4 protein-coding genes are annotated in these 12,489 nt (G+C 67.3%); 3 read left to right on the forward strand and 1 reads right to left on the reverse strand.

Annotated elements, in window-relative coordinates:
• The first annotated feature begins 8 nt into the window (after positions 1–8).
• From HFP57_RS16540 to HFP57_RS16550, 3 genes are all read left to right on the forward strand, one after another.
• Positions 9–1,076 (forward strand): universal stress protein, encoded by a 1,068-nt coding sequence (locus tag HFP57_RS16540; RefSeq protein WP_218135045.1) that lies wholly within the window; start codon positions 9–11, stop codon positions 1,074–1,076.
• Positions 1,076–9,298: a glycoside hydrolase family 94 protein gene (locus HFP57_RS16545; RefSeq protein ID WP_176870828.1), complete on the forward strand. Its 8,223-nt coding sequence runs from the start codon at positions 1,076–1,078 to the stop codon at positions 9,296–9,298. Before HFP57_RS16540 ends, HFP57_RS16545 begins: the two co-directional genes overlap by 1 nt.
• Before the next feature lie 67 nt (positions 9,299–9,365).
• Complete coding sequence (locus tag HFP57_RS16550) at positions 9,366–9,812, forward strand: pyridoxamine 5'-phosphate oxidase family protein (RefSeq protein WP_176870829.1); 447 nt, start codon at positions 9,366–9,368, stop codon at positions 9,810–9,812.
• On the opposite strand, the gene fdhF is transcribed toward HFP57_RS16550, so the two are convergent.
• Entirely contained in the window at positions 9,788–12,469 is a 2,682-nt protein-coding gene (gene fdhF / locus HFP57_RS16555; protein ID WP_218135046.1) for a formate dehydrogenase subunit alpha, read from the reverse strand. The two genes, HFP57_RS16550 and fdhF, sit on opposite strands and share 25 nt — an antisense overlap.
• Between the last annotated feature and the right edge of the window lie 20 nt (positions 12,470–12,489).

Below are 12,489 nucleotides of genomic sequence, written 5' to 3' on the forward strand. Positions count from 1 at the left end.
AGATGGCCATGACGCAGTCAAACGGAATGCCCGATCAACCCGCGCCGGCGCTGTTCTTTCGGGAGGGCTCGGCCGCCCCGCCCGTCGACCAGCCCGCCCGCCGGAGCGAATTGCAGTCCCGGATAATGGCGTGCATCGACGATGCGCCGACCAGTCCCGCCGTGGTCCGCCATGCGATCGCCGTGGCGCGCGGTCTCGGTCTCTCGGTAACCCTCGCGCGGGTGCTCGAAAAGGTCCAGCATCCCGGATCGCCAGCCGATCCCATCGAATGGCAGTTACGGCGCGCCCAGAGCCAGAACCAGTTGAACCATATCGTCGCGACCGAAGCCGGTGCCCCGGTCGATATGGACAGCCTGTTGCTGACCGGCTTTCCGGCCGAAGAACTCAGCCGCTGGGCTGAGGATCACGACGTCGCGCTTCTCGCGCTTTCGACGAGTCGGGATCGCAAGCTGGCACCGTCGAGCCTGGGAAGGACGGCACAACAGCTGCTCGACAAGGCCTATGCGTCGCTGCTGCTGGTCCCTGCGGCGGATGCGGCCGTCGAAACCGTCGCTTATCGGAAGATCCTGGTGCCGCTTGACGGATCGAGCCGCGCGGAGAGCGTGTTGCCCATCGCCAAGCGGATCGCGCGCGAGCATGGCGCGGAGATCGTCCTTGCCCATGTCCTGCCGACGCTCGAGGTCATCGATGTCGAGCCGGCCGAGCAACAGGCCGCGGAGTTGCGCGCGATGCTGCGTACGCATCATGAGCGCCATGCCTATAATTACCTGGAAGGGTTGCGCGGCGCCCTGTTGAACGAGGGATTGGCGGCGAGTGCGATCGTCGGCCCGGACGGGGACGCCCGCAGCCAGCTTCGGCGTCTCACCATCGAGCAGCGAATCGATCTGATCGTCCTATCGTCCCACGGGCAGAGCGGGCTGGCCGATATACCTTGCGGCAGCGTCACCGAATATCTCGCGACGCACACCCCGGCGCCGATGCTGATCGTGCGGCCGAGCTTTGCCCATGGTTTCGCTTCGCCGATGCCGGAATCGCAATTCGGGCCGACGGTGCGGGACTTCAAAATCGCGCACTAGTGGCGGACGAATCTCCTGACCTGTCCTGGTCGCTCGTTTCGTCGGCCGAAACGCTCAGCGGAGATCACGCTCTAGCCGACAAACCGGCGACACCGATCCCAGCATGGGACGCGCTGAGCCAGACACAAGGCTGGCTGCACGATGTCCGGCTCGCCTGTGTCGATCCGCCGCCGGACGCGACCAAGGCGGCGGAATGGCTGCTCGACAACGACTATCAGATCCACCGCGCGCTGCGGCAGATCAAACAGGACCTGCCGCGCAGATTCTACGATCGGCTGCCCGCGCTGGCGGGCGAGGAGTTCGGCGGAACTCCGCGAGTTTTCTCGATGGCGCACGATCTGCTGCGCGTTACCCGGCTCCAGATATCGCTGACCAGCGCTGTACGCTATGTGCGGGCCTATCAGCACGGCCAGCCGCTGCTGATCGCCGAACTCTGGGCCTTCCCGACGATGCTGCGGATCGCCTGTCTCGAGGTGCTGGTGTCAGCCTTTTCGCAGTTGATCGATAGCGGTCTTGGAAAACCGTTCGCACCCTCACAATGGGCGGAAGATCCGCATTCGCTCGACGCGACCGAACGGGTTGCCCGCGCCATCGCCAATCTGGGTGTCATCGCCGCGATCCCGTGGAAGGATTTCTTCGATCAGACGAGCCGGGTCGAGGAGATCCTGCGCGACGATCCGTCGGACCATTATCGCCGCATGGATTTCGAATCCCGCGACCAATACCGCCATGCGGTGGAGGAGCTGGCGCGCTACGGCACCGCCCGGGAGGTCGACGTCGCGGCGGAGGCCGTCCGCCAAGCCCGGTCGGTGCGACATGGGGGTAGCGCCGGGCATGTCGGCCACTGGCTGGTGGGGGACAGGCGGCGGCAACTTGAGGAGCGGCTGACCGTCCGGCTCCCGCCGGGCGATCGCGCGCGCCGCCACGTCCTCGCCCATCCCGGCGCTTATTATGCTTTCGTCCTGTCCATTTGCATCGCTGGAGCGCTGATATTGCCGGCGGCCTATCTGTATCTGGTGGGCGCCGATCTCTTCGGATGGATCGCCGGGCTGGCCCTGGCCTCGGTGCCGTCGACGGTGCTGGCGGTGACGTTCGTCCATTGGGGCATCACGCAGCTGCTGCCGCCGCGCACTCTCTACAAGCTCGATTGCAGCGAGCGGTTGCCGCGCGACGCGCGCACGATCGTGGCGATCCCGGTGATCGTGCCGTCGCCGGACGAGGTGTCGCGGCTGGTCGAGCAGGCCGAGACGCACTGGCTCGCCAATGCCGATCCGCGGCTTCAGGTCGCGCTGCTGGCCGATCTCGCCGATGCCGAGCATGAGCGGATGCCCGGCGATGCCGAAATCGAATCGGCGCTCGAGCAGGAGATCCGGGCGCTCAACGACCGGCACGGCCGGAACGGCACGGGTCCCTTCCATCTGTTGGTCCGCCCCAGGCTGCATAATGCCGCGCAAGGCTGCTGGATGGCCTGGGAGCGCAAGCGCGGGAAGCTCGAGCAGTTCAACCGGCTGCTCGTCGACGGCGACTTCTCGCCTTTTTCGATCCATGCCGGGAGCCGGGCCGGGCTCGAAGCGATCCGCTTCGTCATCACCGTCGATGCCGATACGATGCTGCCGCCGGGATCGGTCGGCCGGTTGGTCGGCGCGCTCGCCCATCCGCTGAACACCGCGCGCATCGACGAGGAAACGGGCCGGGTCACGGCCGGCTATTCGATCGTCCAGCCGCGCGTCGAAATCTCGCCGCAGAGCGGGATGCGCTCGCTCTTCGCCCGTCTCTTCACCGGCGACACCGCGATCGACATCTACAGCCGGGCCGTTTCCGACGTGTATCAGGATCTGTTCGGCGCGGGCATCTTCGTCGGCAAGGGCATCTACGACGTCCGCGCCTTCCACCGCAGCGTCGACGGCCGCGTGCCGGAAAACCGGATCCTCAGCCATGACCTGTTCGAGGGCGCGCATGGGCGCGTCGCGCTGGCGACCGATATCGTCCTCTATGAGGGATTCCCGGCCAGCTATCTCGAATATGCCGAGCGCCTGCACCGCTGGATACGCGGCGACTGGCAGCTGTTGGCATGGCTGTGGCGCTCGGTCCCGGCGGCGGACGGATCGCGCGTCAGAAACCCGCTCGCGGGGATCGACCGGTGGAAGATCATCGACAATCTGCGGCGCAGCCTCATCGCCCCGTCGCTGCTCGTACTGGCGCTGGCCGGCTGGATGATATTGCCCGGCCAACCCTGGTTCTGGACACTGCTGGTCGTTTTCGCGCCCGGCGGCCAGCTGGTCACCGATCTTGTCAGCGGCCTCGCGCGCGGGCGGCGGCGCGGGGCGGCGCGCGACATTCTATCGAGGCTGTCGGACCAGACCGGCCGCTGGCTGCTCGCAATCGTCTATCTCCCGCATGAGGCGTTGCTGTCGTTCCATGCCGTCGCCATCACGCTCTGGCGGCTGGTCATCACCCGCCGCCGGCTTCTCGAATGGACGACGGCGGCGCATGTCGCGGCGCAGCTTGCCGGCCAGGGCACACGGATCGCCATATGGCGGCGCATGTGGCTGGCGCCGGTGGTTGCGCTCGCCATGGGCGTGCTGTTGCTGCTCGTCCGCCCCACCGCGCTTCCGGCGGCCCTGCCGCTGCTCCTGCTCTGGATTGCGGCGCCGGAGATCACCGTCCGGATCGGCGCGGCGCGCACGTCCGAGTTCATGCCGCTCGATGCCGACGACCGCCTGTTCCTCAGGGCTCTCGCCCGCCGGACATGGTTCTACTTCGAGACTTTTGCGGGGCCGGAGGACAACTGGCTGCCGCCCGACAATTATCAGGGCGAACCGCATGAGGAGGTCGCCCATCGGACGTCGCCGACCAATATCGGCATGATGCTGCTGTCGACGGCGACGGCCTGGGATTTCGGCTATATCGGGCGCACCGAACTGGCGGCGCGCACGGACAACGCGCTGCAAAGCCTCGCCCGGCTCGAACGCTATCGCGGGCATCTGTTCAACTGGTACGACACGCAAAGCCTCAAGCCGCTCGAACCGCGCTATGTGTCGACAGTCGACAGCGGCAATCTCGCGGTCAGCCTGATCGCCTATGCCGAAACGCTGCGCGAGGCGGCCGAGAGCGAGATCCTCGAACCGCAGCAATGGTCGGGCCTGTCCGACGTGCTCGATCTCCTGGACGAAGCAGTGCGCGGCTTGCCCGACCGCGACACCCGTATCCGGTCCCGGCTCGCCGCGTTGCGCGGCCGGCTCGCCGCCCTGGAAACCGATCCCGACGCCCGGCTCGCCGGGCTGACGGCCATTTGCGACACCGATATCCCGGCGATCGAGTCGCTCATATCGCAGATCGTCGCACCGCCTGCTTCGGTTCCCGCGGAGGTGTTGCAGTCGATCTACGGCTGGATCGACCGCCTCCGCTATCAGCTGCGCTCCCTGTTGCGCGACCTGCGCGGCGGCCATCCGGACGGCACGCATCTGCGGCAGCTGGCCGATCAATGCGTGGCGCAAGCCTATGCGATGGATTTCGCGCCGCTCTACGACGAGGAGCGGGGCCTCTTCCACATCGGCCACAATGTGAGTTCGGGGCGGCTCGACCAGAACCATTACGACCTTCTGGCCTCCGAGGCGCGGCTGGCCAGCTTCTTCGCGATCGCCAAGCGCGACGTGCCGCTCGAACACTGGTTCCATCTCGGCCGCCCGATCACCCGGGTGGACGGTTCGCTGGCGCTGATCTCTTGGAACGGATCGATGTTCGAATATCTGATGCCGCGCCTCGTCCTGCAAAGCGCCGTGGAAACGCTGCTCGGGGAGAGCGAGCGCACCGCAGTCGAGATCCAGCAGCGTTACGGCAGGTCCAGCAATGTGCCCTGGGGAATATCCGAGTCCGCCTATTCGGCGCGCGATCCGGATCACCGCTACCGGTACCAGGCGTTCGGCGCGCCCGGGCTGGGCCTGCGCCGGGGGCTGGCCCGGGACATGGTCGTCGCGCCCTATGCGTCGGCGCTTGCGCTTGCGGTGGCACCGGCCGACGCGGCGGCCAATCTGCGGGCCCTGTCCGAACTCGGCGCGGGTGGGCGGTTCGGCCTGTTCGAGGCGGTGGACTTCACAGCCGACCGGGCCGGGCGCGATGCCGCTTTCACGCCGGTGATCGCCTATATGGCCCATCATCAGGGGATGATCCTGTGCGCGATCAACAATGCGCTTCGCCGGGATATCCTTGTCCGGAGGCTCAACCGGGATCCGCGGATCAACCTGATATCGCTGCTGCTGAGCGAGCGCCTGCCCCGCGAGGAACCGTCCGAGATCGAGCGGCTCGAGGAACTGGAGCGCCCGATCGAGGGCGACGGCATGGTACAGGCTGTGGCGCCCTGGCGGCCCGCCCCGTCGCCGTTCCCGCAGACTCATCTTCTCGGCAACGGACGGCTTTCGAGCTGGATATCGGATGGCGGCGGCGGGGGCCTTCGCTGGCGCAAGAATGCGATGACCCGGTTCGTGCCGGACGCCGCCCTGGATGCCGACGGCCTGTGGCTCTACATTTTGGACGCGGAGACGGGCGCACTCTGGTCCGCGACCCGGCAGCCGACCGGCGCGCGGCCGGACGAGTATGACGTTTTGTTCCATGCACACATGGCCGAATTCCACCGGCGCGACCATCAGATCGAAACCCGGCTCGAAGTTGCCGTGGCGGCCGGCGACGATCTGGAGATCCGCCGGGTCACGGTGACCAACGAGAGCGAGCGCCGGCGGACGCTGCGCCTGACAAGCTATGCCGAAGTCGTGCTTGCGCCACCGCTTGAGGACGAGCGGCATCCGGCCTTCAGCAAGCTGTTCGTGTGCAGCGAGCCCGTCCCGCATCTCGGCGGATTGCTGTTCACGCGGCGTGCGCGCGATCCGCGCGAAACGCCGCCGGTGCTGTTGCAATTCCTGGTCGACGCCGAAGGGCCGGTCGAAGACCTGCGCTACGAGACCGACCGGCGTGCCGTGATCGGGCGCAACCGGAGCGTGCGCGATCCGGCCGGCGCCCGTAGCGATCTGGCGAACGGACAGGGCTGCACGCTGGATCCGGTCGCCGCACTGCAGATCGAGGTCGCGCTGCAACCCTATGAACGCCGCGAGCTCTGCTATGTCACGGTCGCCGCGGCGACGCGCGAGGCGGCGATCGAGATCGCCGAACGCTATACGACCCTCTCGTCGATCGACTGGGCGCTCGGCGATGCGGCGTCGGACATGCTGCGCGCGATCGGGCGTTCGCTTCGCGAAGAAGGCGATCCGGCCGCCATGCAGATGCTGGGATCGTTGCTCGTCTATCCGCACCCGGCATTGCGCGCGGACCTGGCGGCGCAGGGCGCGAACCGCCTCGGGCAGCCGGGCCTGTGGGGCATGGCGCTGTCGGGCGACCTGCCGATCCTGCTACTACGGGTCCGGTCCGAAGGCCCGTTTCTGCTGGAGAGGCTCCTGGCTATGCACGAATTCTGGCGTCGGCAGGGCCTGGAGGTCGATCTGGTCGTCTTGCAGGTCGGCGGTTCGGGCTATGTCGAGCCGCTGCGCGACGAGATCATGGAGCTTTTGCGCGATCTTGGCGTCAGCGAGCTGCTGGGCCGGAACGGGGGTATTCATCTGCTTTTCGCCGATCAGATCGGCAGCGATCAGGTCCGGCTGCTCGAAGCCGTTGCCCGCGTCATTCTCGACGAGGCGGACGGCACGATCGAGGAACAGTTGCAGCGCGCGACCGAGATGGCGCCGGAGCTTCCGCGCTTCGTACCCTCGATGCCGCCCCAATCCTTCGAGCAAGCGCCTGTCGAACGCCGCGCCGATCTGCTGTTCGACAACGGCTTCGGCGGGTTTTCGCCGGACGGCCGGGAATATGTGATGCATCTCGAGCCGGGCGCGGCAACTCCGGCGCCCTGGACGAATATCCTTGCGAATGAAGATTTCGGCTGTCTCGTCACCGAATCCGGCGGCGGGTTTACCTGGGCGGTCAATAGCGGCGAGAACCGGCTGACGCCCTCGACTAATGATCCGGTTGCGGATCGGCCGGTGGAAACACTCTATCTGCGGGATGAGGAAACGGCTGCGGTCTGGACTGTCACTCCGTCGCCGAAGGGACCCGGCGAAGCCTGTGAGGCGCGGCACGGCGCCGGCTACAGCGAATGGTACACGGTCGCGCACGGGCTCGCACAGGAGATGCGGGTTCTGGTTCCGCCCGACGCGCCGGTGAAGATCGTCCGCCTGCGGGTCCGCAACCCCGGCGAGCGTCACCGCCGGCTGACCGCGACCTATTATGCCGAATGGCTGCTCGGTTCGCTGCCGAGTGTCGGCCGGGCGCATGTCGTCTGCGATTATGACACGGCATCGCACACGCTTTTCGCCCGCAGTGCCTGGAATCCGGACTTTGCCGAGCGCGTGGCGTTCCTGACCGCCAGCGAACCGCCGCACGGCTTCACGACGGATCGCGGGGAATTTCTGGGGCGCGAAGGCGATCCCGCGCGCCCGGCTGCGCTCGATCGCTGGGGACTGAGCGGTACGATCACCGGCGGTGCCGCCAGCTGCGCCGCCTATCAGGTGCATGTCGATCTCGCGCCGGGCGAAGCGAAGGATGTCGTCTTTGTCATCGGCCAGGGTCGGGATCGGAAACAAGCGCAATCCCTGGCGAAAGAATGGGCCGCGATCGATGCGGCGGAACAGGCCCTCGCCGCGGTGCAGAACCGGTGGGACGGGCTTCTGGGCGCGGTGGAGGTGCGCACCCCCGATCCCGCCTTCGACCTCATCGTCAACCGCTGGCTACTCTATCAGAGCCTGTCGTCCCGGGTGCTGGCGCGCGCGGGTTTCTACCAGGCCAGCGGCGCGATCGGTTTCCGCGACCAGCTTCAGGACGTGCTCGCGCTGCTGTTCGCAGACCCGGACCGTGCCCGGGCGCATATCCTGTCGTGCGCCGAGCATCAGTTCGAAGAGGGCGATGTGCTGCACTGGTGGCATCCGCCGTCGGGCCGCGGGGTCCGGACTCGCTGTTCGGACGACCTCCTATGGCTGCCCTATGCGGTCGGCACCTATGTGGCGGCCACCGGCGACCTGTCCATCCTCACCGAGGAAGCGCGGTTCCTCGACGCGCCGCCCTTGGCCGCCGAGGAACATGATCGCTACGCGCGTTTCGACCGGACGATCGCGCGCCGGCCGCTGATCGACCATTGCGAGCGCGCGCTCGAGCAGGCGCTGACCCAGGGCGCCCACGGCCTTCCGCTCATCGGCGGCGGCGACTGGAACGACGGCATGGACCGGGTCGGCGATGGCGGCCATGGCGAAAGCGTCTGGCTGGCCTGGTTCGCCGCGGTGACGGCCGGGCATGTCGCCGATCTCAACCGCCGGCTCGGCCGCAATCACACGGTCGAACGCTGGCGCCGGCACGCGCGCGACCTGGTCGAACGTGCCGAGGCGGCGGGCTGGGACGGCGACTGGTACCGCCGCGCCTATGACGATGAGGGCCATCCGCTGGGTTCCGCGCAGAACAGCGAATGCCGGATCGATTCGATCTCGCAGTCCTGGGCCCTGTTCGCCGGCGCGGATGCGGCGCGCGTCGAGCGCGCGCTGCACGCCGCGCGCGACCAGCTCCTCGATGCCGAACATGGCGTGGCGCGACTGCTTTGGCCGCCGTTCGACAGGACGCTGCAGAATCCCGGCTATATCAAATCCTATCCGCCCGGCATCCGCGAAAATGGCGGACAATATTCGCACGCGGCCGCATGGCTCGGCATTGCCTTTGCGCGATCGGGCGACGTCGACACGGCGCTTGCGATATTCCATATGCTGAACCCGGTCACCCGGGCTTCGACCCGCGATAAGGCCACCCGATATCTGGTCGAACCCTATGCCGTCGCGGCCGATATCGCATCGGGCGACGCGCATGGCGGGCGGGGCGGCTGGACCTGGTATACGGGCGCCGCCGCCTGGACCTGGCGGCTCGCGGTCGAGGAGATATTGGGGCTCGGCTTGCGCGACGGAAAATTGTGCATCGCTCCGAAAATCCCGGCGGCGTGGGACGGGTTTGAAGCGACGCTGCGCCGGCCCGAGGGATCGATATCGGTTCGCGTCGAACGCCGGGAGGGGCCGCAAGACAGGGCACCCGACCTCATCGTCGACGGCGAGCCGCGGCGCGGACGGCCCGTGGCCTTTCCCACCGACGGCTCCTGCCGGACCGTGACCGTCCTTCTCGGGGGCGGAAAGACGCCGGACGCTTGACGGGCATCAATGTCGCCGCCGCGCTTCCGGTTTCTACTGCGCGGGAAGCGTTCCAACGGAGGCGACAATGGACGAGAAATTGCGCGAGCAGATCGGTTCGATCATCGGTGACGTCCCCGATCTGACGATCGCGACGGTCCGGCCCGACGGTTTTCCGCAGGCGACGACGGTCAGCTATGCCAATGACGGGCTGACCATCTATTTCATGACGGCGGCCGACGGGCAGAAAGCCCTAAATATCGCGCGTAACGACAAGGTTTCGCTGGCGATCGATCGTCCCTACCGGAACTGGGACGAGATCGAGAGCCTGTCGATGGGCGCGCGCGCGACGATCGTCAGCGATCCGGAAGAGTTCGAGAAAGCGGGCCAATTGCTTATGGCGAAATTCCCGCAGGCCGAGGAGCATGCGCCGCCCGAGGAGATCGAGCTGGCGATTGTCCGCATCGAGCCTGCCGTCATTTCGCTGATCGATTACCGCAAGGGCTTCGGTCACACCGAGCGTGTCGAGGTCTGATCGCCACGGCGGACCCGGACGGCGGTGCGCTTGTATTCGGGTGCGCCGACCATGCGGTCCCGGACCGGGCCGGTAACGGCGTTCACGTGCCGCGCCGGATCGTGGAACGTCGCGAACAGGCGGCCGTCCCGCAGGCCGGTGTCGATCCTCGCCGGAAGCTCGGCTGCGCCGTAGCGGCTCTCGACCGTTACGATATCGCCGTTCGATATGCCTATCTCGCGCGCGTCCGACGGCGAGATATCGAGCCTGTCGGTCGGGCGCAGCTGCCTCTGCCGGGTGCGTCCGGTCATCGTGCCGATATTGAACTGGTGGAGCGCCCGCCCGGTCGTCAGTAGCAGCGGATAGTCGGTATCGGTCTGTTCGGGCGACGGCCGGAAGTGCAGGGGGCGCAACGCGGCCTTCTTGCCGTGCCCGAAGACCTTTTCGTGCAGGATCGCCGTGCCGGGATGGTCTTCGTCGGGGCAGGGCCATTGCAGCCCCTGCCGATCGAGCCGCGCATAGTCGATCCCGGCAGCCGCGGACCATAGCGCGCGGATCTCGTCCCATATCGCCTCGGGCGAATCATAGTCGAAATCGGCCGCATGACCCATCCGCGCGGCGAGCGAGCAGAGGATCTGCCAGTCGGTCCGGGCCGCGCCCGGCGGTTCGACAATCGTGCGCACGCGCTGGATACGCCGTTCGGCATTCATGAACGTGCCGTCCTTTTCGAACGCCGAGGCCGCGGGCAGGAGGATATGGCCGAAACGCCGGGCGGTCTCGGTCATGAACAGGTCGACGACGATTACCGTGTCGAGCCGGGCGAGCGCGCGGGCGACGGCGTATTCGTTGGCCAGCGTCGCGGCGATATCATAGCCGATCACGACGAGCCCCTTCAGCGTGCCGGCTTCGGCCGCGTCGATCATCTCCATCAGATGCAGGCCCGGCTTGGCCGGCAGCTTTTGGCCCCATGCCGCCTCGAACGCGCCGCGCGCATCCTTGAGCCGCTGCGCCCCGGCAAGGATGCCGGGATCGCATCCCATATGCGCGGTTCCCTGAACATTGTTCTGCCCGCGCAGGGGGTTCACCCCCGCGCCGGGCTTCCCGATATTGCCGGTGATCAGCGCCAGGTTGCAGAGACCCATCACGCCTTCGGTGCCCTGGACATGCTCGGTCACCCCGAGCCCATGGGCGCAATAGGACGGCGTTTCGGTCGCGTAGAGCCGCGCCGCGGCGCGGATATCGTCGGCCGGCAGCTCGCAAATCTCCGCCGCGCGTTCGGGCGTCCATTCCGCGACATGCGCGGCGAACTCCGCAAAGCCGGTGATCCGCGTCCGGGCGCACTCGCGGTCGTGCAGCTCCTCTTCGAGTATCACATGGGCGATCGCGTTCTGGAGCGGGATGTCCGTCCCGGGCTTGAGCGGCAGATGGATCGTGGCGATCTCCGCCAGTCCCGCGCGGCGCGGATCGACGACGATGAGCTTCGCCTTTCCGCGCAAGACCTGTTGCCGGATGCGCGCGCCGATCACCGGATGGCATTCGAGCGGATTGGCCCCGGCGACCAGGATGGTCGCGGCCTGCTCGATATCGTCGAAACTGTTGGTCGCCGCGCCCGCGCCGAGCATCGCCTTCATCGCCGCAGCCGTCGGCGTGTGACAGACCCGCGCGCAGCAATCGACATTGTGGGTGCCGACCACCAGCCGCGCGAATTTCTGCGCCAGATAGCTGTCCTCGTTCGTCGAGCGCGAGGAGGCGAGAATGCCGATAGTGTCGGGGCCATGATCGGCGATGATCGCCTGCAACCGGGCCGCACAGGCGTCGAGTGCTTCGTCCCAGCTTGCCGCGCGCCAGCCGCCAGGTCCCGATATCATGGGCTGCGTGAGCCGGTCGGGACTGTGCACGAAATCGAACCCGTATCGCCCCTTGGCGCAGGCATGGCCCTTGTTCACCGGTGCATCCATTGCGGGGCGCGACGCCACGATCCGCCCGGCCGCCGACCCGATCTCCAGTTCGCATCCGACGCCGCAATAGGCGCAGGTCGTGCGCGTCCACGTCTCGGCGATCCCGGCATCGGTATCGACGAGCGCCGCGGTCGGGCAGCTGTCGACGCAGGCGCCGCAGGCGACGCACCCGCCTTCGGCGAGAAGAATGCCGCGTTTGGGCACGATATGGCTCTGATCGCCCCGGTCGATCTCGTGCCAGACGAAATCGCCCTGCACTTCTTCGCAGATGCGCACGCAGCGCAGGCAATCGACGCACTGTTCCATGTCGACGCGGATCTGCGGAATCGAGACGTCGTATCGCTCGGCATCGGCCGGTTTCCCGGCGGGCGCAACACCGTAGCGCCGCATCAGCCGGTGCAGATATTTGTCGGGATAGGCTGTGAAATCCTCGGGCGCGATCCGCTCCGCATACCAGCCGAGCATGGTCGCTCGATATTCCTCGAGATCGGTGGTGGCCGTGGCGACCCACATGCCGTCCTCGACCGGGGTTTCGCACGCGGTGACGAGCTCGCCGCGGCCCTGGATCTCGACGAGACACAGGCGGCAGGATCCGATCGCGTCGCAGCGCGCATCGCTGCACAGGGCGGGCAGGGCGATGCCGGCCTCCCGCGCGGCTTCGAGCAGGCTCTTGCCTGCCACCGCGGTGACGGTCTCGCCATCGATCTTCAGCGTCGGCACATCGCTCTCCCGATGACGGA

Origin of the sequence: Parasphingopyxis algicola (assembly GCF_013378075.1) — a bacterium.
GTDB classification, from domain to species: Bacteria; Pseudomonadota; Alphaproteobacteria; order Sphingomonadales; family Sphingomonadaceae; genus Parasphingopyxis; species Parasphingopyxis algicola.